This window comes from Mycobacterium sp. E1747 (assembly GCF_001667775.1).
Taxonomy (GTDB): domain Bacteria; phylum Actinomycetota; class Actinomycetes; order Mycobacteriales; family Mycobacteriaceae; genus Mycobacterium.
This window is the reverse complement of the sequence record NZ_LZJI01000204.1, coordinates 1-25,420: the sequence shown is the minus strand read 5'-3', so window position 1 is coordinate 25,420 and position 25,420 is coordinate 1. Positions and strand designations below refer to the sequence as shown.

Below are 25,420 nucleotides of genomic sequence, written 5' to 3'. Positions count from 1 at the left end.
CCGCCAGCGGGGTGCGCAGGTTGCGCTCGACGTCGACCGCCAGCGCCTTGAGCGGGGACACGTACAGCACGCTGGTGCCGGCGGGCCGCTCGGCCGGGCCGGCGAGCGAATCCAGGGCCCACAGGAAGGCCGCGAGCGTCTTGCCGGATCCGGTCGGCGCGATCACCAGCGTGTTGTCGCCGTCGGCGATGGCGTCCCACGCCTGCGCCTGCGCGGTGGTAGGGCCGGCGAACGTGGTGGTGAACCATTCGCGCGTGGTCGCGCTGAACCGGCCTAACGGGTCACGGGTGCTCACCTAACCATGGTGCCAAGGCGCACCGACAAGTTCGCGGGCTAGCGCGGCTGGATCCGGGCGGTCGCCATCGCGTGGGAGAGCTCTTCGGGAATCTCCGGCACCCGGGCGATGGCGTCGAACAGAGAGTGCGCGCACGCGTCGGCGAGGCGTTCGGCGTTGATCGTAGGGTCGATGATGCGCTGCCGGCACAGCTCGAAGGTGAACGCCAGCCAGCCGTGACAGATCACCCGGAGGTCCCGATCGACCTCCGCCTCCAGCTTTGCCCCCGAGATGTTGGCCACCAGGTCGTGGATGCGGCTCATGATGTGCTCGAGCTGGCGGTTCTTGGCCTCGTCATCGACGCCCAGCAGAACCGGGTCCGACCGGCCCAGCCCGACGTACGCGGCCCACGCGGCCTCCGGGTTCTGCTCGTGGTAGGCCATGTAGGCCATGACGCCGAGGCGCACCTCTTCGTACATCGTGAGGCCGCTGGCGTCGTCCATGTTGGTGGTCTCGTACAGCCGGTCGGCCTCGTCCTTGACCACCGCCGCGAAGAAGGCCCGCTTGTCGGGGAAGTAGTGATACATCAGCGCCCGCGACACTCCGGCGCGCTCGGCGATCTCGTCGATGCGCACCTCGTCGTAGGGTCGCTTTCCGAAGACTTCCGCCCCCAAAGCGAGCAGCTCAGCGCGTCGATCCTCGGGGGACAAGCGCCTTCTGGCTGTCGGCATGTGACAGATAGTACTCACCGGTGCTGAGACACCAAGCAACTTGTGTCTTTCCGCGCTCTCCACCCTTGGCCAGCGGTATTGCCCGGGAAATTGACGGTGTCGTTAACGTCACCCGCCGTCGGAGTCCACGCCGGTTTTACCGGGTTTGCCGCCGGGTATCTGTTCGCATGCCCTTACCGCAAAGTGCCAGCGCGGTTGCAGCGACCCGGTCGCCGGACAGTTGTCGATGCGCGGTAACTATTGCGACGCTGCGAGCGATGAACTAGGCGTTGGCCACACGGGGATGTGAGGACACGGATGCACAAAGCGGACGAGCGATCGGGTGGTGATCGCTTAGGACAGGAGGACGGCGAAGTGCGCGCCGCCATCCGGTTCGCGGCACTCGCCGCGATCGCGGCGGTCGGCTTCCTGGTCCTGGCCGCGCTGTGGGTGAGCACCTGCCCCGGCACGGGTGTGGACACGGCGGCCTGCGGCGCTCCGCAGCGGACGTTGCTGGCGGTGGGCGGACCGGTCATCTTGCTGGTGGCCGGGCTCTGGGCGTTCCTGCGCACCTACCGGGTATGGAAGGCCGAGGGCACCTGGTGGGGATGGCACGGCGCCGGGTGGTTTCTCTTCACGCTGATGGTGCTGATGGTGGCCATGGGCGTGGGCCCGATCGCGGGCCCGGCGCTGCCCTTTTGATCGGGTCTCGCCAAAAGCCTTCCGGGGGATCTACCGTTGATGGTGCAACCCGATTTGAGCTGCGCATGAGTCATAAGTTCCGTACTAGGAGCAGCCATGGGAGACACCTTTCATGACCCCGTCGACCATTTGAGGACCACGCGGCCACTCGCCGGCGAGTCGTTGATCGACGTATTGCACTGGCCCGGGTATCTGCTGGTGGTGGCCGGCGTGATCGGGGCGTGTGGAAGCCTGGCGGCCTTCGGCACCGGACATCACCACGAGGGCATGACCGCCGGCGTGCTGGCGATCATCGCCGCCGTCCTGGGGTTGGTGTGGGTGGCCGTCGAGCACCGGCGGATCCGCCGGATCGCGGACCGCTGGTACGCCGAGCATCCCGAGGCCTACCGGCAGTGGCCCGCGAGCTGAGTCCCCGCCCACCCGGGCCGTGCTGAGCGCAGCGGGTTTTGCCAGGCGGCAAATCCGGGGGTTACCGGCCTCATCGAGTGGGTATCAGGTGTGCACCATGATGAGTGCTGGAACGGTTGCGCTAGCGTGGTCACCCCATCATGGGGGACAGGATCACGACGACGCCGACATAGATGCTTATAGCCAGAAGAACCGACACGACCAGCGCGATTCCGGCAATCACCGCCACGCGGTTGAGCCGCCGCACCCGAACCGTTTCGGTGGTCTCCGGCCCGTCCATAGCGGGCCGAATACCCGGCGGCAGCCATGACTAATCGGCTTGAGCGTACGGTCCACGGCGGACTAAGGGGTGGTAGTAGTGGTAGTCAACGGTTGCCGGGAGACCAGATGAACGATGCGGGATTGCGCACCAATAGGCGCCAGCGCGGTAACCGCGCCGTCGAATTGCACGTTGCGGCGCGCCTGGAGAACCTGGCGATGCTGCGGACGTTGGTCGGTGCGATCGGCACCTTCGAGGACTTGGACTTCGACGCGGTCGCGGACCTGCGGCTGGCGGTCGACGAAGTGTGCACCCGGTTGATCCGCTGCGCGACCCCGGACGCGACCCTGGTCGTCGTGGTCGACCCGCAGGACGAGCAGTTGGTTGTGGAGGCCTCCGCTTCCTGCGACACGCACGACGTGGTGGCCCCCGGAAGCTTCAGCTGGCACGTGCTGACGTCCCTGGCCGACGACGTCCAGACTTTCCACGATGGTCGCGAACCCAACCAAACCGGCAGCGTATTCGGTATCACGCTGACGGCGCGACGGGCGGCCTCCAGCAGGTGACCCCACCAGCTGCCGGCGGTTCCGTCTCGCGACCGAACGAATACGCCGATGTCCCGGAGATGTTCCGCGAGTTGGCCGATGTCGACCCGGACTCGATGGAATTCCAGCGTCAACGGGACAAGATCGTCGAGCGCTGCCTGCCCCTGGCCGATCACATCGCCCGCCGGTTCGAGGGCCGCGGCGAACCGCGCGACGACCTCGTCCAGGTGGCGCGGGTCGGACTGGTGAACGCGGTGGTCCGGTTCGACGTCGAGGCCGGGTCCGACTTCGTGTCGTTCGCGGTGCCCACGATCATGGGCGAGGTCCGCCGGCACTTCCGCGACAACAGCTGGTCGGTGAAGGTGCCCCGGCGCCTCAAGGAACTGCACCTGCGCCTCGGCACGGCCACGGCCGAGCTGTCGCAGCGGCTCGGCCGGGCACCCACGGCCACTGAGCTCGCCGCCGAACTCGACATGGACCGCGAGGAGGTCGTCGAGGGCCTGGTGGCGGGTAGCTCGTACAACACCCTGTCCATCGACAGCGGTGGCGGCAGCGAAGAGGACGAGGCCCGCGCGATCGCCGACACCCTGGGCGACGTCGATACCGGTCTGGACCGGATCGAGGATCAGGAGTCCTTGCGTCCCCTGCTCGAGGCACTGCCGGAGCGGGAGCGAACAGTGTTGGTGCTCAGGTTCTTCGAGTCGATGACGCAGACCCAGATCGCCGAACGGGTGGGCATCTCGCAGATGCACGTGTCCCGGTTGCTGGCGAAGTCGCTAACGCGGCTGCGTGACCAGTTGCAATAGCGACTCCGGCTCGTCGTCCCCGGGTCCCAGCAGCGGCTCGGCCGCGGCAGTGGTCACCGGCAGAGTGCCGTCGGGGTCGCAGATGCGCAGCAACCGCGCCACCGGCGGGCTCGGCGCCATCGCCCAATCCACTTGGGCGCCCGAGCACACGACGTTGATCCGGTGCAATGCCGAAAATCCGGCCGTGCCAATGAATTTCAGGCCGCGCAGGTCCAAGATCACGCGCCGGGAACGGCCGATCGCGTTTCGCACGTACGCCGCGAGCTGATCGGCGTTGGCGGCGTCGAGCTCGCCGTCCACCGTGACGAGCGTCCCCGACGGTTCCCAGCGCGCGGTGAACTGCGCCGTGCGGCTGTGTTGCCAAGTTTGGGCCACAGACATTACTGACTCCATCCGTAGAACAGGATGTGTGCTGCGGAAGACGTCAGGTGTGGATTGAGGCTGAGAACAAAGGAGTTCACCTTCCCGCGCCCTTGACGTGATCCGGACGGCTGTGAACTCAACCTGACCCGAACGCTACCCGCGCCGGACCCAGTCGACAACTGTTTCCCAGGAATATTGTCCGACGGGCTATTTGATCTCGGCGAGCACCGTGCCCTGAGTGATAGCGGCGCCGGGCTCGACCGCGAGCCCGGTGATGACGCCGTCCTTGTGCGCGGTGACCGGGTTCTCCATCTTCATCGCCTCGAGGACTACCACCAGGTCGCCGGTGGCGACTTCCTGACCCTCCTCCACGGCGACCTTGACCACGGTGCCCTGCATCGGGGCGGTCACCGCGTCACCGGAGGCGGCCGCACCCGAGTGCGCTCCCCGCTTGCGCGGCTTGGGCTTCTTGCGGATCACGCCGGCCGGGTCGGCCGAACCGTTGGACAGCGCCAGGTCGCCGGGCAGCGACACCTCGAGCCGGCGACCGCCGACCTCCACGACCACCGTCTGGCGGGGCCGGGCGTCCTCCTCGTCCAGGGGCTCCCCGCCGGTGAACGGCTCGATGGTGTTGTTCCATTCGGTCTCGATCCAGCGCGTGTGCACCGAGAAGCTGTCGCCGTCGCCGATGAACGCCGGGTCGGACACCACGGCGCGGTGGAACGGGATCACGGTGGCCAGCCCCTCGACGTGGAATTCATCAAGAGCCCGGCGGGCGCGGCGCAGTGCTTCATCCCGGTCGGCGCCGTACACGATCAGCTTGGCCAGCATCGAGTCGAACTGGCCGCCGATCACCGATCCGGCTTCGACACCGGAATCCAGCCGGACGCCCGGCCCGCTGGGCGTGTCGTAGCGGGTGACCGGACCGGGCGCCGGCAGGAAGCCGCGGCCGGCATCCTCGCCGTTGATCCGGAACTCGATGGCGTGACCGCGCGGCGTGGGATCCTCGGTGAGGTCCAGCTTTTCGCCGTTGGCGATCTTGAACTGCTGCAGAACCAGGTCGATGCCCGCGGTCTCCTCGGTGACCGGGTGCTCGACCTGCAGGCGGGTGTTGACCTCCAGGAAGGAGATCAGGCCGTCCTGGCCGACCAGGTACTCGACCGTGCCGGCGCCGTAGTAGTGGGCTTCCTTGCAGATGCGCTTGGCCGACTCGTGGATCTCCTTGCGCTGCGCGTCGGTGAGGAACGGCGCGGGCGCCTCCTCCACCAGCTTCTGGAAGCGGCGCTGCAGGGAGCAGTCGCGGGTGCCGGCCACGATCACGTTGCCGTGCTGGTCGGCGATCACCTGCGCCTCGACGTGGCGGGGCTTGTCCAGGTAGCGCTCGACGAAGCACTCGCCGCGGCCGAAGGCGGCGACGGCTTCGCGGGTGGCCGACTCGAACAGCTCGGGGATCTCTTCGATGCTGCGCGCGACCTTCATGCCGCGGCCGCCGCCACCGAAGGCCGCCTTGATGGCGATCGGTACGCCGTACTCCTTGGCGAAGGCCACCACCTCGTCGGCGTCCTTGACCGGGTCCGGCGTGCCGGGCACCAGCGGCGCCTGCGCGCGGGCCGCGATGTGGCGGGCGGTGACCTTGTCACCGAGGTCGCGGATCGACTGCGGGCTGGGCCCGATCCAGATCAGGCCGGCGTCGAGCACCGCCTGCGCGAAATCGGCGTTCTCCGAAAGGAATCCGTAACCCGGGTGGATCGCGTTGGCGCCGGACTTGGCGGCGGCGTCGAGCAGCTTGCCGAAGTCCAGGTAGGACTCCGCGGAAGTCTGACCGCCCAGGGCGAACGCCTCGTCGGCCAGCCGCACGTGCGGCGCGTCGGCGTCAGGCTCGGCATACACCGCCACGCTGGGCAGACCCGCATCGCGGGCCGCGCGGATCACCCGGACAGCGATCTCGCCGCGGTTGGCGACAAGCACTTTGGAGATCCTCGAGCTGGCGTGACTAGCCACTGCGCCTCCTGTTTGGCAGATGTGAAGCGGACGTGTTTCCGCCGTGGGCTTCTTTAAGAGAGTTTCTTACAACTCCAGGGAAGTCTAAGCGGCGCGCGATCCGGCCGATCAGGCGGTGCCGGAATTTTGACCTGACTCGCGCAGCCGCCGCTTGATGCGGGCGAGCATCGCCGACATGCCACGCAATCGCAGCGGGCTGATCAGTGCGGCCAGCCCCAGGTCGGTGTAGAAATCCTCGGGCACCGCCAGGATGTCGGCGGCGGGTTGCTCGTCCAGGCCGGTGGCGAGGATCGACGCGAACCCGCGCGTGGTGGGCGCCTCGGCGGGCGCGCTGAAGTGCAACCGCACCCGGTCCGGATCGCTGGCGTCGACGTGCAGGAACAGCGGGGTCTGGCACTCGGGGACGGGCTCCATGGCCCGCTCTTCGAGTTCGGGCGGCAGGGGCGGCAGGTCGTTGGCGAATTCGAGCAGCAGCGCCAGCTTGTCCTGGCCCTCGACTTCGGCGAAGTCGGACACCACCTCGGCCAGGGGCGCGGGCAGACTCATCGGACCGGAACGGCCCCGGGCTCTTCACCGGCGACGATCGGCGTGCGCACGGTGTTGCCCCACTCCGTCCACGATCCGTCGTAGTTGCGTACCCCGGGCTTGCCCAGCAGGTAGGTGAGCACGAACCAGGTGTGGCTGGACCGCTCGCCGATGCGGCAGTACACGACGGTCTTGTCGTCGGGCTCGATGAAGCCGTAGAGCTCCTCGAGCTCCTCGCGGCTGCGGAATCGCCCGCTCTCGTCGACGGCCTTGGCCCAGGGGATGGACCGGGCGGTGGGGATGTGGCCGCCGCGCAGCACGCCTTCTTCGGGGTATTCGGGCATGTGGGTGCGCTTGCCGGTGTACTCGTCCGGCGAGCGCACGTCGATCAGTGGCTGGCTGCCCAGGATGGCCAGCACGTCGTCCTTGTACGCCCGGATGGGCGCGTCGTTGCGCGCGACGACGGGGTAGCCGGTGGAGGTCTTGGTCGGCACGTCCAGGGTGGTCTCCCGGCGCTCGGCCAGCCACAGGTCGCGTCCGCCGTTTAGCAGGCGCACGTCGGGATGGCCGAACAACGTGAAGACCCACAGCGCGTAGGCGGCCCACCAGTTGCTCTTGTCGCCGTAGATCACCACGGTGTCGTCGCGCGAGATCCCTTTGCGGTCCATCAATTCGGCGAACTGCTCGCCGTTGACGTAGTCGCGGACCGTCGGGTCGTTGAGGTCGGTGTGCCAGTCGATCTTGACCGCGCCGGGGATATGGCCGACGTCGTAGAGCAAGACGTCCTCGTCGGATTCGACGATGACCAGGCCGGGGGCGCCCAGGTGGGCGGAGACCCACTCGGCGGTGACCAGCCGTTCGGGGTGGGCGTAGGCCGTCAGGGTCGGGCTTGGATCCGGGGGTAATGCCACGTGTTGAGCCTACCGCCAGCGCCGCGAGGCTCCCCAGCGCCATCGGACGTCGCGACACGTAAACGCCCGTGGCGACACGCCGGGGAGGCCGCCGTGGTTTTTGTCTCGCGGACCGGCCGAAGGCTAAACCGCCGCCCACAACGCGGTCACCGACAGGCCCACCCGGGCGAGGAGTGAGCGCAGCAGCGGCAGGCTCACGCCGATCACGTTCGACGGGTCGCCCTCGATCCCGTCGACGAACCAGCCGCCCAGCCCGTCGAGGGTGAACCCGCCGGCCACCTGCAGCGGCTCGCCGGCGGCGACGTAGGCCCGCAGATCCGCGTCCGTGGGTGTGGCGAAATGCACTGTGGTGCAGGTTGATTCCACTTCGCGGTGGGTGATCGCGCCGTCGCTCAGCCGCAGCAGGCAGTGCCCGGTGTGCAGCCCGCCGGACCGGCCGCCCATGCGGCGCCACTGGGCCGTCGCGGCCTCGGCCGAGCCGGGCTTGCCGCACAGCTCGCCGTCGAGATCCAGCATCGAATCACAGCCGAGGACAACGCAATCCGCGGCGACGTCGCCGTCGAGCCCGTCCGCCACCTGCTCGGCCTTGGCCGCCGCCAGCGCGCACACCACCTCGTCCGGAGCGGCGCCGGAGCCCAGGGCGGCGAGGAGGGCGTCCTCGTCCACCCCGGAGACCACGACCAGCGGATCGATGCCGGCCTGGCGCAGCACCTTGCGGCGCCCGGACGACGCCGACCCGAGGACCAGGCGGGTCAATGCTTCATGTGCGTCATCTGCTGAAAGGTGAGCCGCTGGTAGTTCGACATCGCGAACCGCAGCCGGTCTACCGGCAGGCCCCAGCGCGTGCGCTCGGGCTCGCCGGGTTCGGGGGCGGGGCCGCCCACGACGCCGAGGGCGGTGACCAGCGCGGCCAGCTCCGCGTCGGTCGGTCGACCTTTGAGGATCTGGATGTGCGGCTCGTGCGGCCCGTGTGCGGTTTCGGTTGTCGCGGCACCGTTTTCGTCGTTCATTTGGTCGCTCACAGCGGAATGTTCCCGTGCTTCTTGGGCGGCAGGTGGGCGATCTTGCGTTCCAGCAGCCGCAGCGCGGTGCCGATGTAGCCGCGGGTGTGCGACGGCGGGATGACCGCGTCGACGTATCCTCGCTCGGCGGCGACGTACGGGTTGACCAGGGTGTCCTCGTACTCCTGCTGCAGCTCGAGTCGCAGGGCGTCGACGTCCTTGCCTTCCTTCGCGGCCTCCTTGAGCTGCTGCCGGTAGACGAAGCCGACGGCCCCGGAGGCACCCATCACCGCGATCTGCGCGGTCGGCCAGGCGATGTTGACGTCGCAGCCCATGTCCTTGGAGCCCATGACGCAGTACGCGCCGCCGTAGGCCTTGCGGGTGATGACGGTGATCTTCGGAACGGTGGCCTCGCCGTAGGCGAACAACAGCTTGGCGCCGCGCCGGATGATGCCGTTGTATTCCTGGCCGGTTCCGGGCAGGAAGCCGGGCACGTCCACCAGCATGATGATCGGGATGTTGAAGCAGTCGCAGGTCCGCACGAACCGCGCCGCCTTCTCCGAGGCGTTGATGTCCAGGCAGCCGGCGAACTGGGTGGGCTGGTTGGCCACGATGCCGACCGGCCGGCCCTCGATGCGGCCGAACCCGACGACGATGTTGGTGGCGTAGCCGTTCTGGATCTCCAGGAACTCGTCGTCGTCGAGGATGCGGGTGATCACCTCGTGCATGTCGTACGGCTGGTTGGCCGAGTCCGGGATCAGCGTGTCCAGCTCGAGGTCCTCCTCGGTGAGGTTGTCCTCGATCGCGCCCTCCGGGACGGGCTCCGCGTAGCGCGGCGCGTCGGTGGCGTTGTTGGGCGGCAGGTAGCTCAGCAGGTCGCGCACCCAGTCGAAGGCGTCCTGCTCGCCGGAGGCGACGTAGTGCAAGGTGCCCGACTTGGCCATGTGGGTGTGGGCCCCGCCGAGCTCCTCCATCGTGACGTCCTCGCCCGTGACGGTCTTGATGACGTCCGGCCCGGTGATGAACATCTGGCTGGTCTGGTCGACCATCACCACGAAGTCGGTCAGGGCGGGGGAGTAGACGTGCCCGCCGGCGGCCGCGCCCATGATCAGCGAGATCTGCGGGATCACGCCGGAGGCCAGGATGTTGTTCCGGAAGATCTTGCTGTACAGGCCGAGGGAGACGACGCCCTCCTGGATGCGGGCGCCGGCGCCGTCGTTGATGCCGATCAGCGGGCGCCCGGTCTTGATCGCCAGCTCCTGCACCTTGACGATCTTCTCGCCGTACACCTCGCCGAGGCTGCCGCCGAACACCGTGGCGTCCTGGCTGAAGATGCAGACGTCGCGGCCGTCGATGGTGCCGTAACCGGTGATCACGCCGTCGCCGAGCGGGCGGTTGTTCTCCAGGCCGAAGTTCTTGCTGCGGTGCCGGGCCAGCGCGTCGAGCTCGACGAACGAGTCCTCGTCGAGCAGGGCGAGGATGCGTTCGCGGGCGGTCAGCTTGCCCTTGGCGTGCACCTTCTCGACGGCCTCTTCGCCCACCGGGTGCAGCGATTCCTCGCGGCGCTTGTGCAGCTCGGCGAGCTTGCCTGCGGTGGTGTGGATGTCGATGGTGTGCTCAGCGGCCGGCTCCGCGCTGTGGTCGGTAACGCTTGTCATGGGATCCGAGCTTAGCGGCGCGCTAGTCTCCGCTGATGGGCTGGCCGACCGAATGCGACGTCCTGGTCGCCGGGTCGGGCGGCGGCGGCGTCACCGGCGCCTACACCGCGGCGCGCGAGGGCCTGGACGTGCTGCTGGTGGAGGCGACGTCGAAATTCGGCGGCACCACCGCCTACTCCGGCGGAGGCGGCGTCTGGTTCCCGTGCAATCCGGTGCTGGTGCGGGCCGGCCCGCCTGGCTCCTTCGACGACACCATCGAGGACGCGCTTACCTACTACCACGCCGTCGTCGGTGACCGGACCCCGCGCGAGCTGCAGGAGACCTATGTCCGCGGCGGCGCCCGGCTGATCGAGTACCTGGAGGCCGACCCCACCCTGAAGTTCGTGCCGCTGCCGTGGCCCGACTACTACGGAAAGGCCCCGAAGGCGCGGCTGGACGGCCGGCGCCACATCGCCGCGAAGCCCTGGAAGGTGGCCGCCGCCCCCGAACTGCGGGGGGTGATCCGCGGGCCGTTGGACACCGACCGGCTCGGCGCGGAACCACCCGCGGACTACTACCTCGGGGGTCGCGCCCTGATCGCGCGGTTCCTCGCTGCCATCGGCCGATACCCGAACGCGGCGCTGCGGCGCGACACCGCCCTGGTCGAGCTCGTGCTGTCCGACGGCGCCGTGACCGGGGCGATCGTCCAGAGCGACGGCGAGCGGCGGGCCATCCGCGCCCGGCTGGGCGTGCTGCTGGCCGCCGGCGGCTTCGAGAACAACGAGGAGATGCGCCGCGAATTCGGGGTGCCCGGCACGGCGCGAGACACCATGGGCGGCCCGGGAAGTCGCGGTCTGGCGCTGCGGGCCGGAATCGCCGCGGGCGCCGACACCGACCTGCTGGACCAGGCGTGGTGGTCGCCGGGCATGACCCATCCCGACGGGCGGTCCGCGTTCGCGCTGTGGTTCACCGGCGGCATCTTCGTCAACCAGGACGGCAACCGGTTCGTCAACGAGTCCCGGGCGTACGACCGGGCCGGGCGCGAGATCATCGCGCAACTGCAGGACGGCTCAATCACGTTGCCGTACTGGATGATCTACGACGATAAGGAGGGCGAGGTGCCGCCGGTGAAGGCTGCCAACGTCTCCATCGTCGAGACCGAGAAGTACGTCGCCGCCGGCCTGTGGCACACCGCGGACACCCTGACGGAACTGGCGGACAAGATCGGGGTGCCGCGTGGGCGGCTGGCGGCAACGGTGGCCCGGTTCAACGGTTTTGCCGCGTCCGGCGTCGACGAGGACTTCGGCAGGGGCGACGAGGCTTTCGACCGTGCGTTCTCGGGCGGCGCCTCGCCGTTGGTGCCCATCGACCGCCCGCCGTATCACGCCGCGGCGTTCGGCATCTCCGATCTGGGTACCAAGGGCGGCCTGCGCACCGACGCCGCCGCCCGGGTGCTCGACACGTCCGGTAACCCCATACCCGGGCTCTACGCCGCCGGCAACACGATGGCCGCGCCGAGCGGCACGGCTTATCCCGGCGGTGGCAACCCTATCGGGACCAGCATGCTGTTCAGCCACTTGGCCGTCCTGGACATGCTCGACGTCATGAGCCGCCGCCGCTGAGTCCTAGGCTGGGTCCAGTGACAGACCGAGACCAGCTCCCAGCACCGTTGGACCAGGCCGCGTTACGAACCCAGCTGATCGGCACAGGCCTGGGCTGGCGCCGGCTCGACGTCGTCGACGAAACCGGCTCCACCAACGCCGACCTGATGGCCCGGGCCGCGGCGGGAACCGATGTCGCCGGCGCGGTGCTGATCGCCGAGCACCAGACCGCCGGGCGCGGGCGGCACGGCCGCGGGTGGTCGGCCACGCCGCGGGCGCAGCTCACCATGTCGGTCGCCGTCAGCATCGTCGACGTGCCGACCACCGGGTGGGGCTGGCTGCCGCTGGCCACCGGGGTGGCCGTGGTGGACACGCTGGCCCCGCTGCTCGAGGGCGTTCGGGTGGGGCTCAAGTGGCCCAACGACGTGCTGGCGGGGGACCCGCCGGGCAAACTGGCGGGCATCCTGGCCGAGGTGGCGCGGCCGGTGGTGGTAATCGGCTTGGGGCTCAACGTGTTTGAGGCTCCGGCCGGCGTCCAGGGGGCTACCTCGCTGGTCGACCTGGGCGTGCCGGCGCCCGACCGCACCCGGCTGGTCTGCGGGCTGTTGAGAGAACTCGGGCGGCGGATCGTCGCCTGGCGCGCCGCCCGCGGGGCCGACTGGGCGCTGGCGGCCGACTACCGGGCGCGCAGCCTGACTATCGGTGCGCGGGTCCGCGCGCACCTGCCGGGCGGCAAGGAGGTGGTCGGGGACGCGAGCGCCGTCGACGACCAGGGCAGATTGTGCATCGAAAGCGGGGGACAGACGGTCGTCGTTTCGGCCGGTGACGTCGTGCATTTGCGGTAGCTTCTGGCACGTGAGCTATCCGGATAACGTCCTGGCCGCCGGTGAACAGGTGATCATCCACCGCCACCCGCACTGGAAGCGGCTGATCTGGCCCGTCGTGGTCCTTTTGCTGGTGACCGCGATCGCGTCGTTCGGGTCCGGATACCTCAACTCGACCCACTGGAGCCAGCTGGCCAAGAACATCATCTACGGCGTCATCTGGGGCATCTGGCTGGTGATCGTCGGCTGGGTGACGCTGTGGCCGTTCTTGAGCTGGCTGACCACCCATTTCGTCGTGACGAACCGGCGGGTGATGTTTCGGCACGGGGTGCTGACCCGCACCGGAATCGACATTCCGCTGGCACGGATCAACAGCGTGGAATTCCGCGACCGCATCACCGAGCGGATGTTTCGCACCGGGACGCTGATCATCGAATCGGCGTCACAAGACCCGTTGGAGTTCTACGACATTCCGCGGCTGCGCGAGGTGCACGCGCTGCTGTATCACGAAGTCTTCGACACCCTCGGTTCCGAGGAGTCGCCCAGCTGAGTCAGCCGGCCGGCCCGGTTGCGCCAAGACCGCAGCAGCGTCACGTTGCCGCCCTCGATCTCGTCCTCGAGCATTTCGGCGATACCGCCGGCGGTGAGGGCGGATTCCAGCGCCTTGTCGGGGTTGCGCGCGAACTCGTCGGGAAACACCCAGCGCCGGAACGCATAGAAGCGGAACGCCATCTGCAGCAGGTTGCCGATGATGTAGGCCGAGATGAAGTCGGCGATGTTCTCCACGGTCAGCGACACCATCGGCTCGCGCAGCTGCAGGACGTAGCTGGAGAACCACAGCGGCGCCATGGACAGCAGCACGCCCACCCCGCTGAACGCGAAGAACAGCAGCGCCTCGTGATGACGCTCGCGGCCGCCGCGGTCGCGGAAGCTCCATTCGCGGTTCAGCACGTAGGACGCGATGACCGCGACGATGCCGGCGATCACCTTCGCCGTGACCGGCTTGGATTCCAGAATTGTCAGTTTCAGCGTGTAGAAAATCGCCGAGTCGATCACGAACGTGGTACCGCCTACGATGGCGAATTTGATCAGTTCGTGGTGGCGCAGCAAATACGGCTGAATAAAGCCGGGCATGCGCTCGATTGCGGCTTCGGCGAAGGGCACAAGTGGTAAGTGTACGGACGGACACAAAATCGACGCAAAATCGTATATAACGATTCGGCGTTACCGCCGGTCAACACGCCGCCGGCGCCGTGACACCATGATGGCCGTGCCGAACACACGCCCTCCGGGGGCCGTACCCACAGCAGCGCCGGTGGTCGCCATGGTCGGCGGCGGACAACTGGCCCGGATGACCCACCAGGCCGCGATCGCCCTCGGGCAGACGCTGCGCGTGCTGGCCACCGCGCCCGACGAGCCGGCGGCGCAGGTCACGCCCGACGTCGTGATCGGTTCGCACACCGAACTGGACGCCCTGCGCCGGGTCGCGGCCGGGGCCCATGTGCTCACCTTCGACCACGAACACGTGCCGAACGAGCTGCTGGAGAAGCTGGTCGCCGAGGGGGTCAACGTCGCGCCGCCGCCCCAGGCGCTGGTGCACGCCCAGGACAAGCTGGTGATGCGCAGGCGGCTGGACGCGATGGGCGCCCCGGTGCCGCGCTACGCGGGCATCGCGAACCTCGACGAGTTGGAGGCCTTCGCGCAGCTCATCGGCGGCCCGGTGGTGGTGAAGGCCGTCCGCGGCGGCTACGACGGGCGCGGGGTGCGGATGGCGCGCGACCCCTCGCACGCCCGCGACATCGCGGCCAGCTTCCTGGCCGATGGCGTGCCGGTGATGGCCGAGGAGCAGGTAAACCTGCGCCGCGAACTGTCGGCGCTGGTCGCCCGGTCGCCGTTCGGCCAGGGCGCGGCCTGGCCGGTGGTGGAGACGGTGCAGCGAGACGGGATCTGCGTCCAGGTGGTCGCGCCCGCCCCGAACCTGCCCGAGCCCGTGGCCGCGGCCGCGCAGCAGCTGGCGCTGCGGCTGGCCGCCGAACTCGGCGTGGTCGGGGTGCTCGCGGTCGAGCTGTTCGAGACTGTCGGCGGTGAGCTGCTGGTCAACGAGCTCGCGATGCGGCCGCACAACTCCGGGCACTGGACCATGGACGGGGCGCGCACGAGTCAGTTCGAACAGCACGTGCGCGCGGTGCTGGACTACCCGCTCGGCGACACCGATGCCATCGCTGCGGTGACGGTGATGGCGAACGTCCTGGGCGCCGCGCAGCGGCCGGCGATGACGGTCGACGAGCGGTTGCACCATCTGTTCGCGCGGATGCCCGACGCCCGGGTTCACCTCTACGGCAAGCAGGAACGGCCCGGCCGCAAGGTCGGCCACGTCAATTTCCTGGGCGCCGACATCGCGGAGTTGGGCGCGCTGCGGGAGCGCGCCGAGCTGGCGGCACACTGGTTGTCACACGGGCAGTGGACGGACGGATGGGATCCGCATGAGTGAGCCTCGCGTTGGCGTGATCATGGGCAGCGACAGCGACTGGGCGGTGATGCAGGACGCCGCCGAGGCGCTGGCCGAGTTCGACATACCGGCCGAGGTTCGGGTGGTCTCCGCGCACCGCACGCCACAGGTGATGTTCGACTACGCGCGCGGCGCGGCCGACCGCGGCATCGAGGTGATCATCGCCGGCGCCGGCGGCGCCGCCCACCTGCCCGGGATGGTCGCGTCCGCGACGCCGCTGCCGGTGATCGGGGTGCCCGTCCCCCTGGCGCGCCTCGACGGTCTCGACTCGCTGCTGTCGATCGTGCAGATGCCGGCGGGCGTCCCGGTGGCCACGGTCTCGATCGGCGGCGCCCGCAACGCGGGCCTGCTGGCCGTGCGCATGCTCGGGTCGTCCGACCCGGCGCTGCGGGCGCGCATCGTCGAGTTTCAGGGCCAGCTTGCCGAGAGCGTGCGGGCCAAGGATGAAGCGCTGCAACAGCGTCAGGGTAAAGTTACTGGCTAGTAGCTAGAGGAGGCCAGGATGGCTGGTTGGGCCGGAGACCCCACGTTTGATCTGTTCCAGTTGCCTGAGGAACACCAGGAGTTGCGGGCCGCGATCCGTGCGCTGGCGGAGAAGGAGATCGCGCCGCACGCGGCCGATGTCGACGAGAATTCGCGGTTCCCGCAGGAGGCCCTCGAGGCGCTGAACGCGTCGGGGTTCAACGCCGTGCACGTGCCCGAGGAGTACGGCGGGCAGGGCGCGGATTCGGTGGCGGCGTGCATCGTGATCGAGGAAGTGGCCCGCGTCGACGCCTCGGCGTCGCTGATTCCGGCGGTGAACAAGCTGGGCACCATGGGGCTGATCCTGCGCGGCTCCGACGAGCTGAAGAAGCAGGTGCTGCCGTCGATCGCCGACGGCACCGCGATGGCGTCCTACGCGCTTTCCGAGCGGGAAGCCGGCAGCGACGCGGCGTCGATGCGCACCCGCGCCAAGGCCGACGGCGACGACTGGATCCTCAACGGCGCGAAAGCCTGGATCACCAACGGCGGCAAGTCGTCCTGGTACACCGTGATGGCCGTGACCGACCCGGACAAGGGCGCCAACGGGATCTCGTCGTTCATCGTGCACATCGACGACGAAGGCTTCACCGTCGGTCCCAAGGAGCGCAAGCTCGGCATCAAGGGCTCGCCGACCACCGAGCTGTATTTCGAGAATTGCCGGATCCCGGGCGACCGGATCATCGGCGAGCCGGGCACCGGCTTCAAGACCGCGCTGGCGACGCTGGACCACACCCGGCCCACGATCGGCGCCCAGGCGGTCGGCATCGCCCAGGGCGCGCTGGACGCCGCGATCGCCTACACCAAGGAGCGCAAGCAGTTCGGCCGCCCGGTGAGCGACAACCAGGGCGTGCAGTTCATGCTCGCCGACATGGCCATGAAGCTCGAAGCCGCCCGGCTGATGGTCTACCACGCGGCCGCTCGCGCCGAGCGCGGCGAACCCAACCTGGGCTTCATCTCCGCGGCGTCCAAGTGCTGGGCGTCCGACGTCGCCATGGAGGTGACCACCGACGCGGTGCAGCTCTTCGGCGGAGCCGGCTACACGGTCGACTTCCCGGTCGAGCGGATGATGCGCGACGCCAAGATCACGCAGATCTACGAGGGCACCAATCAGATCCAGCGCGTGGTCATGTCGCGGGCGCTGCTGCGCTGACCGATAGGATCTCCACCGGTTCTCCATTCGGGGTGGCGGGCCGGACGTAGAGTCGTGCGATGGGTCTTGCCCGCGGCAGGGGGTCAACAGTGCACAGGGCGACTTCCTGCGCGCATCCACGAATGACCGGGAATTGATGCCCGTGCGCGCACCAGTGACCCCGGCGGCGAACTGGCAGTCATTGTCGTTGCTGTTGGTCGAGGACGACCGCGCCGACGCGGTGCTCGTGGAAGACCTGATCGCCGACGCCGTCGCCGATATCCGGGTGGTGTGGGCGCAGTCGATGGCCCACGCCGAACGCGAGCTGGCCTCCGCCCGGCCCGACTGCGTGCTGCTGGACCTGCACCTGCCCGACGCCAACGGCATCGACGCGCTGGACCGCATCGCCAAGCACGACGCCACCGTCCCGATCGTGGTGCTGACCGGACTGAACGACGAGTACTTCGGGGCGTCCGCGGTCGCGGCGGGCGCCCAGGACTATCTGGTCAAGGGTCGCGTCGAGCCGGAGATGCTGCGGCGCGCGCTGCTGTACGCGATCGAGCGCAAGCGGGCCGAGCTCATCGCCGCCGACCTGCACGCGACCCGGCTGCGGGCCCGGGAGAACGCGCTGCTGGAGCGCGGCCTGCTGCCCTCCCCGCTGCTGCTGGACAACCCGGGCGTCGACATCGTCGCCCGGTACCGGCCGAGCCGCGAGGATGCGCTGCTGTGCGGGGACTTCTACGACGTGGTCCAGACGCCCGACCGGGTCGTGCACGTCGTGATCGGCGACGTCGCGGGCCACGGGCCGCACGAGGCCGCCCTGGGCGCGGCGCTGCGGATCGCGTTCCGCGCGCTCACCTTCGCCGGCGTGCACGGGGTCGAACTGATGCGGCAGCTCGAGCGGGTGCTGCACTCGGAGCGAACGGACACCGGCGTTTTCGCGACGGTGCTCGGCCTCGAGATCCCGGCCGACGGCACGCGCATCACCGCGATCCGCGCCGGTCATCCGGGGATACTGATGCAGCGCGACGGCGGCGTGGAATGGGTGGAGCCGCCGGGCGGTGCGGCGCTGGGCCTGCGCGCCGACGACGACTGGCCGCGGTTCGAGATGGACCTGCCCGCGGGTCAGGGCCTGCTGCTGCTGACCGACGGGCTGTTCGAGGGATATTCGGGACAAGGTAACCGACGCCTCGGCGAGGACGGCCTGCTCGCGCTGGCGCGGTCGCACGCGTCCAAGCCGGGCCCGGAGTTCGTCGATGCGCTCATCGACGGCGCGCAGGAGCTCGCCCAGTCGCATGGCGGGCTCACCGACGACATCGCCGTGTTGCGGGTGGAGAGGACCACCACGTGACCTTGACGCTGCGCCGCCTGCGGCTCTCGGAGCTCACCGTGCGCGGATGGCAGGCCCTCGTCCTGGTCAGCATGGGCGTGATGGTGCTCGCGGGCGCGGTGATCGGCGCGCTGCTGCTCAACCGCACCGACCAGATGACCCGCGAGCTCGTCGACAACATCCAACCGGCGCGCGTGGCCGCCTTCCAGCTGCAGGCCGCGCTGCGCGACCAGGAGACCGGCATCCGCGGCTACCTCATCGCCGGGGACCGGCAATTCCTCACGCCGTACTACGACGGACAGCACAGCGAACAGGCTGCGGCGGAAGAACTTCGGCGCCGGCTGGGCCAGCGCCCGGACCTGATCGGCGACCTGAACGCGATCGAGGACGCGGCGGCCAGCTGGCGGGAAAGCTACGCCGAACCCGCGATCGCCACCGTGCTGCCGAACGGCAAGAACGTCAACAGCAAGCCGTCGGCGGAACGCGGCAAGGCCGAATTCGACCATCTGCGCACGCTTTTCGACAGGCAGAACGCGGACCTGTCCGCAGCGCGGATGTCCGCCGCGGACGAACTCAAACGCGTTGACGCCTGGCGCGACAGGACTCTCGGCGCCATGGTGTTGTTGTTCTTCGCCACCGCCGGGTTGCTGGGGTTCCTGATCCGAGCCACCGTCGCCCGGCCGCTCGCGGCGCTGGCCGCAGCGTGCCGGCGGATCACCGAGGGCAGCTTCGAGGAAAGCATCGCGGCGCCGAAGCGGCCCAAGGACGTTCGCGACATGGCGATCGATATGGAGAACATGCGCAGGGGGATGGTCGAGGAGCTCGAGGTCTCGCGTTCGGCCCAGACGCAGCTGGACGAGCAGGCGGCCGAATTGCGCCGGTCCAACACCGAACTCGAGCAGTTCGCCTACGTCGCGTCGCACGACCTGCAGGAGCCGCTGCGCAAGGTCGCCTCGTTCTGTCAGCTGCTGGAGCGGCGCTACGGCGACCAGCTCGACGAGCGCGGCATCGAGTACATCGGTTTCGCGGTGGACGGGGCCAAACGGATGCAGGCGCTGATCAACGACCTGCTCACCTTTTCGCGCGTCGGCCGGTTGGGCACCACCGAGACCGACGTGAACCTGGATGAGACGCTGGACTCCGGCCTGGCCAACCTGGCTGTCGCGATCGAGGAGTCGGACGCCGAGGTCGTTCGCCCCGACGCCCTCCCACGGATCAAGGGCGACCCGATGCTGCTGACCATGCTGTGGCAGAACCTGATCGGCAACGCGGTGAAGTTCCGGGACAAGGACCGCCCGCCCCGCGTCATCATCGAGTGCGAACCGGGCACCGGCACGCACGACCGCGATTGGGTGATCACCGTGTCGGACAACGGCATCGGCATCCCGGCCGAGTTCGCCGACAAGGTCTTCGTGATCTTCCAGCGCCTGCACGGGCGCGACGTGTACGCCGGAACGGGTGTCGGACTCGCGCTGGTCAAAAAGATCGTCGAGCACCACGGCGGGACCATCCGGATCGACACGACCCGCACCGAGGGAACGCGGTTCGAGTTCACGCTGCCCATGCCCGAGCCCGAACCCGAACCCGAACCCGAACCCGACAGCGACGCGGATGCACCGCGCGCACCCGCTTTGGAAGGAGCGCACGAATGACATCGGAGGGCAGAGCGATCGACATCCTGCTCGTGGAAGACGACCCGGGGGATGAGCTCATCACGCGAGAAGCGTTCGAGCACAACAAGCTTCAGAACCGGCTGCATGTCGCGCACGACGGCGAGGAAGGCCTCGACTACCTCTACCGGCGCGGTCGGTTCGAGGACGCGCCACGGCCCGACCTCATCCTGCTGGACCTGAACCTGCCGAAATACGACGGCCGCCAGCTGCTGGAGAAGATCAAGTCCGACCCCGACCTGGCCCGCATCCCGGTCGTCGTGCTCACCACCTCCTCGGCGGAGGAGGACATCCTGCGCAGCTACAAGCTGCACGCCAACGCCTACGTCACCAAACCCGTTGACCTGGACCAGTTCATGAAGGCCGTCCGGCAGATCGACGAGTTCTTCGTCCAGGTGGTGCGGCTGCCCAGCCAGTGACGGCTTACGGCGTGGTCTGCGGCGCGATGAGGAACTCGTCGTTGTGCTGTCCGGGCGCGGGCGGCGGCTCGACGGCCACCGCGTCGAAGCTCGAGTAGCGCGCGGGCATGCGGACCACCGTGAGGGCGTCGTCGCCGCTGCCCACCCGCAGGGCGAGCTCGTTCTCGGCGAACAGGGCAGTGTCCACCACCTGCTTCCAGGTGTAGGCCAGGCAGGCCATCAGCCCGCCCTCTTGAAGCAGCTCAACCCATTCGGCGGCGGTCTTGGCCGCCAGCGCCGACTCGAGTTCCTCGGTCAGTTCGGGGTAATTCATTGCGCGGGAACGCTGGTCGATGAACCGCACGTCGGTCAGCAGGTCGGGGCGGCCGATGATCTCGCACAGCTTCGCCCAGTGCTTGGGCACGTACGCGCTGATCACCAGGTACCCGTCGGCGGCCTTGAACGCGTCCGACGGCTGGGTGGCGAAGCCAACTCGCTTGCGCTTCTTGGCTTTCGGCGCCGTGTCGGGCTCGGGCACCGCGCTCGGCTTGTTCAGGTGGATCGTGAGCTGGCTGGCCTGCAGGCTGACCGCCACGTCGTACATGGCCACCCGTACCACGTCGGCCACCCCATGGCGCTCCCGGTTGAGCAGCGCGGCCAGCACCGCCTGGGCCAGGACATGACCGCTGGCGGCGTCGACCAGCTGGAACGGGATGATCTGGGGCTTGCCGGTCGGTGTGGGCATCCCGGTGGTCATGCCCGACTCGGCCGCGACCATCAGGTCGACGCCCGGCCTGCTGCCGTGCGGGCCGTTGCCGCCGTAGGCCGACAGCCGCGCGTAGATCAGCCGCGGGTTGCGGGCGCGCAGGTCGTCGGGGCCCAGGCCCATGCGTTCCATCACGCCGGGCCGAAATCCCTCCAGCACGACGTCGGCCGTGTCGACCAGCCGCAGGATCTGCTGGGTGGCCTCTGCGTCGCCGAGGTCCACCGTCACCGACTTCTTGCCCCGGTTGTGCGGCAGGAACAGCGTGGGCAGCGGCGGGCGCCCGGGCAGCACCGCGGTGATGTGCCGGGCCGCCTCACCCTCGGGCGCCTCCACCTTGATCACCTCGGCGCCCAGGTCGGCCAGCACCTGCCCGGCCAGCGGCCCGGCGATGTTCTGCGTGAAATCGAGAACCCGGCACCCGTCGAGTGGCTTGGCGGGCGTGCTGTCTGCCATGGCTGGCCTTCCGTCAACGGGCCGGGTGCAACTCCGCGATGCAGTAGTAGTTCTCGGCGAGCGACGCACCGGGGTCGATGCTCTGCAAAGGTAACCCGATGTCGGCCAACAGCTGGTTCAGGGGTGTGCGAGTCGGGCGCCAGCCGTGCCGCTCCAGGTAGGTCGCCGCGTCGTTGCGCTCGCCCGGAAAGCCGAGGTCGCCGAGCGCGATGTCCAGGCCGTGGTCCCGCCACCTCTGGCTGGCGGCGGTCAGGGCGTCCCCGTTGGCGCCGGAGTTGATGAAGACCTCGGCCACCAGCCGGCTGCCGGCGGCGCTCAGCGCGGTGATGTCGTCGAACAGCCGGTCCTGCGCCTCGGGCGGCAGGAAGCCCAGCAATCCCTCGGCGGCCCAGGCGGTCGGCTGCGTGGTGTCCAACCCGGCCTGGCGTAGCGCCGATGGCCAATCGTGGCGCAGGTCGATCGGGACGGGCCGCAGCTCGGCCGTGGGTTGGGCGCCGAGCTCGGCGATGGTGGCGGTCTTGAACTCGATGACCCCCGGCTGGTCGATCTCGTAGACCGTGGTGCCCGCCGGCCAGGGCAGCCGGTAGGCGCGCGCGTCCAGGCCGGAGGCCAGGATCACCACCTGGCGTATCCCCGCGGCGCCGGCCTCCGCGAAGAAGGCGTCGAAGTAGCGCGTGCGGGCGGCCAGCATGTCGGTCATCCGTTGCATGCCCCACGGCGCTCCGGGCTCGTCGACGTCGGCGGAGTCCAGTTCGCCGGCCGCCCAGCGTGTCAGGAAGTCCACCCCGACCGCCCGCACCAGCGGCTCGGCGAACGGGTCGTCGATCAGCGCCTCGCGCGTCGCGCGGGCCCGTCCGGCGGCGACCATGGTGGCGGTCACGCCCACGCTTGTGGCCAGGTCCCAGCTGTCGTTGTCGGTGCGCGTCATCGGCGATCGTCCCTTTCCGTGTAGTCGTTAGCCAGAATAACGATGGTGACGAAAGGCCCCGTCCGTAGTGGCGTTGCGCCCTTATCCGGCGCGGGGCGGGCCGGCAGCATCGGGGCGTGCACATTCTTCGGCGCGCGGGTGCGGAAGCCCGGTCACAGTTGCTCTATGCCCGGTCCGGGGGGCTGCGGTCGATACCGCCCGGCCGCGTCGTGCCGGTGCTGCAGGCCGTTCGGCGTTACGGCATCCTGGGCGCGGCGACGGCCATCGCCGCCGGACGGGATCCGGACGGGGTGGCGCTGATCGACGAGCGCGGCCCGCTGACGTTCGGTGAGCTGGACCGCCGGACCAACGCGCTGGCCAACGAGTGGCGCCGGCGCGGCCTGGGCCCGGGTCACGGCGTGGCCATCCTGGTGGGCAACCACCGTGGCTTTCTGGAAGCCGTCTACGCCGCCGGCAAGTGCGGGGCCGGTGTCCTGTTGCTCAACACCGGGTTCGGCACCCCGCAGCTGGCCGGGATGCTGGCCTCCCAGCGCGCCGACCTCCTGGTCTACGACGAGGAGTACAGCGCGGTGGTCGCCGACGCCCGGCCGCGGCTCGGCAGGTTCCTGGCCTGGACGGAGACGCCCGTTCCCGACTCGCTCGACGCGCTGATCCAGCGGGGCGATCCCAGCCCGCCGCCGGCCTCCGGCGGGCGGCCCAAGATCGTCATTTCGACCAGTGGGACGACCGGAACGCCGAAGGGCGCCGCGCGTTCGGAGCCCTACTCGCTGATACCGGTCGGCGGCCTGCTCGGCAAGGTCCCGTTCCGCGGGCGCGAGGTCACCGAATGCTGTGTGCCGCTCTTCCATTCGATGGGTTTCAGCCACGCGATGTACGCGATGGTGCTGGGCTCGGCCCTGGTGCTGCGCCGCCACTTCGATGCGCGTCACGCGCTGGCCAGCGTGGCCGAGCATCGGGCCAGCGCCATGATCGTGGTGCCGATCATGTTGCGGCGCATCCTCGATCTGGGCCCCGCGGCCCTGGCGGAGCACGACCTGGCGGCGCTGCGCATCGTGTTCGTCGGCGGCTCGCAGCTCGGCGCCGCGCTGGCCACCCGGGCGCTCGAGGCGCTCGGACCCGTGGTCTACAACATGTACGGCTCCACCGAGGTCGCCTACGCCACCATCGCCACGCCGGCGGATCTGGCCGTCGCGCCGGGCTGCGTGGGCGCCGTGGTGCCCGGCTCGGTCGTCAAGGTCCTCACCGCCGACGGGCGCGAGGCGCCGCCGGGAACGCCGGGACGCATCTTCGTGGGCAACGTGCTGGCCTTCGAGGGCTACACCGGCGGCGGTACCAAGGAGTCGATTCGGGGCCTGATGTCCACCGGCGACATCGGTCACTTCGACGCACAGGGCCGGCTCTTCATCGACGGGCGCGACGACGAGATGATCGTGTCCGGTGGGGAGAACGTCTACCCGGGCGAGGTCGAGGAGGCGCTCTCACACCACCCCGACGTCTCCGACGTCGCGGTCGTCGGCGTCGACGACGAGGAGTTCGGGCAGCGGTTGCGCGCCTACGTCGTGGTGCGGCCGGGCGCGACGCTGACCGAGGACGACGTCAGGGAGTATGTGCGGAACGGGTTGGCCCGCTTCAAGGTCCCGCGCGACGTGCTGTTCGTCGACGCGCTGCCCCGCAACGCGGGCGGAAAGGTGCTCAAGCGGGTGCTGATCGGTCGGGCTTGACACGGTTGTGTTACTAGCTGGTGTCCGGGCCCGCCGCGGGGCGCGATCGCGGTTAGCCTCGCGCAATGACCACCTTCTCGCTCACCGCCGATGACTGCGCCGTCGCCGCTGCGCGGGACGCCGGTTGGCGGCGCGGCGCCGAGTGGGCGCGGCGGCTGGCGTGGATCAGCCTGGTCGCGGTGCTCGTCGAGGGCGGCGTGGGGCTGTGGCAGGGCCTGGCCGTCGGGTCGGTGGCGCTGACCGGGTGGGCGCTCGGCGGGGTGTCCGAGGCGCTGGGCAGCGCGATGGTGGTGTGGCGGTTCAGCGGAGCTCGCACCTTCTCGGTAGACGCCGAACGGCGCGCGCAACGCGGTGTCGCGGTGTCGTTCTGGCTGACCGGCCCCGTACATCGCCGCGGAATCCGTGCGCGAGCTGACCGGTGAGCACCGCGCTGAGGCCTCGGCGACCGGTCTCGCGCTGACCGCCGTGGGGTTCCTGCTGATGCCGATCCTCGGCCGGGCCAACCGCCGCCTGGGGGCGCAGCTGGATTCCGGCGCCACCGAGGCCGAGGGAATGCAGAACTACCTGTGCGCCGCCCAGGCGCGCGGGGTGCTCGTCGGGCTGGCGACGATGGCGCTGTGGTCCGGCGGCGGGTGGATCGACCCGGCGATCGGGCTCGGCATCGCCGGGGTCGCGGTGTGGCAGGGTGTGCGGGCCTGGCGCGGCCACGACTGCGGCTGTTGCTGAACCCGGTTAGTCCAGCGACTAGGCAAGTCGCCCCACGGCGGCGGAATGCTCGACGAGGTCCGCGGCCTTGATGGCGCTTTGCGCGGCGGTGGTCATCCGGCCGGCAAGCTCGCGGGCTCGGAATGCGTACTCGGGCGTCAGGACCCTCCGCAGGTCTGCGACGAGCGATTCCCGGGTAGTGGCTGAGAGGCGACGGTGCGTGCCCACTTTCAGGCGCCGTTTGACCTGGGCACCCCAGACCATCTGATTGACGTCCACCGAAAGGATCAGCGTAGGCACCCCGGCGCGCAGGCTTGCCGCTGTGGTGCCCGACCCGCCGTGGTGCACGACCGCGCGGCAGAGCGGAAAAATGGACGCGTAATTCACCCCGGCGACCAGCTTGACTCCGTCGGAATGCGGGATGTCGTCGAAGTCGCTCCAGCCGGCGCAGATCAGCGCCCGCTCGCCCAGATGCGCGCAGGCCCCACTGATCATCTCCACCATGTCGGACGGAGAACGCACCGGCATGCTGCCGAAGCCGAAGAAAATCGGCGGTGTTCCCGCGGAGATCCACGACGAGACGTCAGCGTCGACGTTCGTCGGCAACTCCATCGTCAGCGCACCGACGAACGGTCGCTGGCCGTTCCATTTCGCCCATTCGGCAGCAAGCCCCGGGTAGCAGACCTCGTCATAGGCCTGAATCTCCAGCGACCCGCGTTCTG

28 protein-coding genes and 1 pseudogene are annotated in these 25,420 nt (G+C 69.4%); 15 read left to right on the top strand and 14 right to left on the bottom strand.

From position 1 onward, the window contains the following. Together A5695_RS21980 and A5695_RS21975 are read right to left on the bottom strand one after the other, a co-directional pair. On the bottom strand, positions 1–295 hold a 295-nt coding region (locus A5695_RS21980), incomplete at its 3' end, for a DEAD/DEAH box helicase (RefSeq protein WP_156749799.1). A gap of 38 nt (positions 296–333) precedes the next feature. Further along, entirely contained in the window at positions 334–1,005 is a 672-nt protein-coding gene (locus A5695_RS21975; RefSeq protein WP_068087189.1) for a TetR/AcrR family transcriptional regulator, read from the bottom strand. Positions 1,006–1,302: 297 nt separating this feature from the next. Here A5695_RS21975 and A5695_RS21970 point away from each other — a divergent pair, with 297 nt between their 5' ends. Together A5695_RS21970 and usfY are read left to right on the top strand one after the other, a co-directional pair. Further along, a complete protein-coding gene (locus A5695_RS21970) occupies positions 1,303–1,686 on the top strand; it encodes a hypothetical protein (protein ID WP_068087186.1) in 384 nt (127 codons plus the stop codon). A 96-nt stretch (positions 1,687–1,782) separates the two neighbouring features. After that, the gene (usfY, locus tag A5695_RS21965) at positions 1,783–2,094 is read left to right on the top strand and encodes a protein UsfY (protein WP_068087183.1); all 312 of its coding nucleotides are present in this window, start codon (positions 1,783–1,785) and stop codon (positions 2,092–2,094) included. A 130-nt stretch (positions 2,095–2,224) separates the two neighbouring features. Here usfY and A5695_RS29235 read toward each other — a convergent pair whose 3' ends face one another. Then, positions 2,225–2,374: a hypothetical protein gene (locus A5695_RS29235; protein WP_197515589.1), complete on the bottom strand. Its 150-nt coding sequence runs from the start codon at positions 2,372–2,374 to the stop codon at positions 2,225–2,227. 107 nt (positions 2,375–2,481) lie between these two features. Here A5695_RS29235 and A5695_RS21960 point away from each other — a divergent pair, with 107 nt between their 5' ends. Both A5695_RS21960 and A5695_RS21955 read left to right on the top strand, forming a co-directional pair. After that, positions 2,482–2,919, top strand: coding sequence for an ATP-binding protein (locus A5695_RS21960; RefSeq protein ID WP_068087180.1), 438 nt, complete (start codon positions 2,482–2,484; stop codon positions 2,917–2,919). Further along, positions 2,916–3,704: an RNA polymerase sigma factor SigF gene (locus A5695_RS21955; protein ID WP_068087177.1), complete on the top strand. Its 789-nt coding sequence runs from the start codon at positions 2,916–2,918 to the stop codon at positions 3,702–3,704. The genes A5695_RS21960 and A5695_RS21955 overlap by 4 nt, the downstream gene beginning before the upstream one ends. On the opposite strand, the gene A5695_RS21950 is transcribed toward A5695_RS21955, so the two are convergent. The 7 genes from A5695_RS21950 to A5695_RS21920 all read right to left on the bottom strand — a co-directional run bounded on the left by A5695_RS21950 (position 3,675) and on the right by A5695_RS21920 (position 10,163). Continuing rightward, on the bottom strand, positions 3,675–4,097 hold the full coding sequence (locus A5695_RS21950; protein ID WP_068087174.1) for an STAS domain-containing protein: 423 nt from the start codon (positions 4,095–4,097) through the stop codon (positions 3,675–3,677). The genes A5695_RS21955 and A5695_RS21950 overlap by 30 nt on opposite strands. Before the next feature lie 177 nt (positions 4,098–4,274). Next, the gene (locus A5695_RS21945; RefSeq protein WP_068087171.1) at positions 4,275–6,068 is read right to left on the bottom strand and encodes an acetyl/propionyl/methylcrotonyl-CoA carboxylase subunit alpha; all 1,794 of its coding nucleotides are present in this window, start codon (positions 6,066–6,068) and stop codon (positions 4,275–4,277) included. A gap of 108 nt (positions 6,069–6,176) precedes the next feature. Beyond that, positions 6,177–6,614 carry a SufE family protein gene (locus tag A5695_RS21940; RefSeq protein WP_068087168.1) on the bottom strand — a complete coding sequence of 146 codons (438 nt, stop codon included), beginning with the start codon at positions 6,612–6,614 and terminating at the stop codon, positions 6,177–6,179. After that, positions 6,611–7,504 (bottom strand): sulfurtransferase, encoded by an 894-nt coding sequence (locus A5695_RS21935; protein WP_068087165.1) that lies wholly within the window; start codon positions 7,502–7,504, stop codon positions 6,611–6,613. The genes A5695_RS21940 and A5695_RS21935 overlap by 4 nt, the downstream gene beginning before the upstream one ends. A 123-nt stretch (positions 7,505–7,627) precedes the next feature. Then, positions 7,628–8,260: a nucleoside triphosphate pyrophosphatase gene (locus A5695_RS21930; protein ID WP_068087163.1), complete on the bottom strand. Its 633-nt coding sequence runs from the start codon at positions 8,258–8,260 to the stop codon at positions 7,628–7,630. After that, positions 8,257–8,514 (bottom strand): acyl-CoA carboxylase subunit epsilon, encoded by a 258-nt coding sequence (locus A5695_RS21925; protein WP_082946249.1) that lies wholly within the window; start codon positions 8,512–8,514, stop codon positions 8,257–8,259. Before A5695_RS21925 ends, A5695_RS21930 begins: the two co-directional genes overlap by 4 nt. Before the next feature lie 8 nt (positions 8,515–8,522). Next, positions 8,523–10,163, bottom strand: coding sequence for an acyl-CoA carboxylase subunit beta (locus tag A5695_RS21920; RefSeq protein WP_068087157.1), 1,641 nt, complete (start codon positions 10,161–10,163; stop codon positions 8,523–8,525). 35 nt (positions 10,164–10,198) lie between these two features. On the opposite strand from A5695_RS21920, the gene A5695_RS21915 reads away from it, so the two are divergent. The 3 genes from A5695_RS21915 to A5695_RS21905 are packed head-to-tail and all read left to right on the top strand — an operon-like array spanning position 10,199 to position 13,117. Beyond that, on the top strand, positions 10,199–11,764 hold the full coding sequence (locus tag A5695_RS21915) for an FAD-binding protein (protein WP_068087153.1): 1,566 nt from the start codon (positions 10,199–10,201) through the stop codon (positions 11,762–11,764). Positions 11,765–11,781: 17 nt separating this feature from the next. Then, positions 11,782–12,588 (top strand): biotin--[acetyl-CoA-carboxylase] ligase, encoded by an 807-nt coding sequence (locus A5695_RS21910; protein WP_068087150.1) that lies wholly within the window; start codon positions 11,782–11,784, stop codon positions 12,586–12,588. A gap of 10 nt (positions 12,589–12,598) precedes the next feature. Beyond that, positions 12,599–13,117, top strand: a complete 519-nt coding sequence (locus A5695_RS21905) for a PH domain-containing protein (protein ID WP_068087196.1) — start codon at positions 12,599–12,601, stop codon at positions 13,115–13,117. On the opposite strand, the gene A5695_RS21900 is transcribed toward A5695_RS21905, so the two are convergent. Continuing rightward, positions 13,072–13,731, bottom strand: coding sequence for a GtrA family protein (locus A5695_RS21900; protein ID WP_068087147.1), 660 nt, complete (start codon positions 13,729–13,731; stop codon positions 13,072–13,074). The genes A5695_RS21905 and A5695_RS21900 overlap by 46 nt on opposite strands. A gap of 97 nt (positions 13,732–13,828) precedes the next feature. On the opposite strand from A5695_RS21900, the gene A5695_RS21895 reads away from it, so the two are divergent. From A5695_RS21895 to A5695_RS21870, 6 genes are all read left to right on the top strand, one after another. Continuing rightward, the gene (locus A5695_RS21895) at positions 13,829–15,058 is read left to right on the top strand and encodes a 5-(carboxyamino)imidazole ribonucleotide synthase (RefSeq protein ID WP_082946248.1); all 1,230 of its coding nucleotides are present in this window, start codon (positions 13,829–13,831) and stop codon (positions 15,056–15,058) included. Next, the gene (gene purE / locus A5695_RS21890; protein ID WP_068087141.1) at positions 15,051–15,560 is read left to right on the top strand and encodes a 5-(carboxyamino)imidazole ribonucleotide mutase; all 510 of its coding nucleotides are present in this window, start codon (positions 15,051–15,053) and stop codon (positions 15,558–15,560) included. The genes A5695_RS21895 and purE overlap by 8 nt, the downstream gene beginning before the upstream one ends. A gap of 18 nt (positions 15,561–15,578) precedes the next feature. After that, positions 15,579–16,748 carry an acyl-CoA dehydrogenase gene (locus A5695_RS21885; RefSeq protein ID WP_068087138.1) on the top strand — a complete coding sequence of 390 codons (1,170 nt, stop codon included), beginning with the start codon at positions 15,579–15,581 and terminating at the stop codon, positions 16,746–16,748. A gap of 136 nt (positions 16,749–16,884) precedes the next feature. Beyond that, positions 16,885–18,078: a PP2C family protein-serine/threonine phosphatase gene (locus A5695_RS21880; RefSeq protein WP_068087131.1), complete on the top strand. Its 1,194-nt coding sequence runs from the start codon at positions 16,885–16,887 to the stop codon at positions 18,076–18,078. Between the two features lie 71 nt (positions 18,079–18,149). Beyond that, complete coding sequence (locus A5695_RS21875; protein ID WP_082946250.1) at positions 18,150–19,709, top strand: CHASE3 domain-containing protein; 1,560 nt, start codon at positions 18,150–18,152, stop codon at positions 19,707–19,709. Next, positions 19,706–20,146 (top strand): response regulator, encoded by a 441-nt coding sequence (locus A5695_RS21870; protein ID WP_068087128.1) that lies wholly within the window; start codon positions 19,706–19,708, stop codon positions 20,144–20,146. The genes A5695_RS21875 and A5695_RS21870 overlap by 4 nt, the downstream gene beginning before the upstream one ends. 4 nt (positions 20,147–20,150) lie before the next feature. Here A5695_RS21870 and A5695_RS21865 read toward each other — a convergent pair whose 3' ends face one another. Then, on the bottom strand, positions 20,151–21,344 hold the full coding sequence (locus A5695_RS21865) for a CoA transferase (protein ID WP_068087124.1): 1,194 nt from the start codon (positions 21,342–21,344) through the stop codon (positions 20,151–20,153). 13 nt (positions 21,345–21,357) lie between these two features. Further along, a complete protein-coding gene (locus A5695_RS21860; RefSeq protein ID WP_068087120.1) occupies positions 21,358–22,272 on the bottom strand; it encodes a class I SAM-dependent methyltransferase in 915 nt (304 codons plus the stop codon). A gap of 116 nt (positions 22,273–22,388) precedes the next feature. Between A5695_RS21860 and A5695_RS21855 the strand changes: the two genes are divergently transcribed. Continuing rightward, positions 22,389–23,993, top strand: a complete 1,605-nt coding sequence (locus tag A5695_RS21855; protein WP_068087117.1) for an AMP-binding protein — start codon at positions 22,389–22,391, stop codon at positions 23,991–23,993. A 65-nt stretch (positions 23,994–24,058) separates the two neighbouring features. Next, positions 24,059–24,719 (top strand): annotated as a pseudogene (locus A5695_RS21850) (cation transporter). An 18-nt stretch (positions 24,720–24,737) separates the two neighbouring features. Here A5695_RS21850 and A5695_RS29230 read toward each other — a convergent pair. Beyond that, the coding region (locus A5695_RS29230; RefSeq protein WP_369830227.1) for a glycosyltransferase at positions 24,738–25,420 on the bottom strand (683 nt) is incomplete at its 5' end.

Coding starts and splice junctions, on each gene's coding strand:
- A5695_RS21975 (WP_068087189.1), bottom strand. CDS start 1,005: ATGCCGACAGCCAGAAGGCGCTTGTCCCCCGAGGATCGACGCGCTGAG.
- A5695_RS21970 (WP_068087186.1), top strand. CDS start 1,303: ATGCACAAAGCGGACGAGCGATCGGGTGGTGATCGCTTAGGACAGGAG.
- usfY (WP_068087183.1), top strand. CDS start 1,783: ATGGGAGACACCTTTCATGACCCCGTCGACCATTTGAGGACCACGCGG.
- A5695_RS29235 (WP_197515589.1), bottom strand. CDS start 2,374: ATGGACGGGCCGGAGACCACCGAAACGGTTCGGGTGCGGCGGCTCAAC.
- A5695_RS21960 (WP_068087180.1), top strand. CDS start 2,482: ATGAACGATGCGGGATTGCGCACCAATAGGCGCCAGCGCGGTAACCGC.
- A5695_RS21950 (WP_068087174.1), bottom strand. CDS start 4,097: ATGGAGTCAGTAATGTCTGTGGCCCAAACTTGGCAACACAGCCGCACG.
- A5695_RS21940 (WP_068087168.1), bottom strand. CDS start 6,614: ATGAGTCTGCCCGCGCCCCTGGCCGAGGTGGTGTCCGACTTCGCCGAA.
- A5695_RS21925 (WP_082946249.1), bottom strand. CDS start 8,514: ATGAACGACGAAAACGGTGCCGCGACAACCGAAACCGCACACGGGCCG.
- A5695_RS21920 (WP_068087157.1), bottom strand. CDS start 10,163: ATGACAAGCGTTACCGACCACAGCGCGGAGCCGGCCGCTGAGCACACC.
- A5695_RS21915 (WP_068087153.1), top strand. CDS start 10,199: ATGGGCTGGCCGACCGAATGCGACGTCCTGGTCGCCGGGTCGGGCGGC.
- A5695_RS21895 (WP_082946248.1), top strand. CDS start 13,829: ATGATGGCCGTGCCGAACACACGCCCTCCGGGGGCCGTACCCACAGCA.
- purE (WP_068087141.1), top strand. CDS start 15,051: ATGAGTGAGCCTCGCGTTGGCGTGATCATGGGCAGCGACAGCGACTGG.
- A5695_RS21885 (WP_068087138.1), top strand. CDS start 15,579: ATGGCTGGTTGGGCCGGAGACCCCACGTTTGATCTGTTCCAGTTGCCT.
- A5695_RS21880 (WP_068087131.1), top strand. CDS start 16,885: ATGCCCGTGCGCGCACCAGTGACCCCGGCGGCGAACTGGCAGTCATTG.
- A5695_RS21875 (WP_082946250.1), top strand. CDS start 18,150: ATGGGCGTGATGGTGCTCGCGGGCGCGGTGATCGGCGCGCTGCTGCTC.
- A5695_RS21870 (WP_068087128.1), top strand. CDS start 19,706: ATGACATCGGAGGGCAGAGCGATCGACATCCTGCTCGTGGAAGACGAC.
- A5695_RS21865 (WP_068087124.1), bottom strand. CDS start 21,344: ATGGCAGACAGCACGCCCGCCAAGCCACTCGACGGGTGCCGGGTTCTC.
- A5695_RS21860 (WP_068087120.1), bottom strand. CDS start 22,272: ATGACGCGCACCGACAACGACAGCTGGGACCTGGCCACAAGCGTGGGC.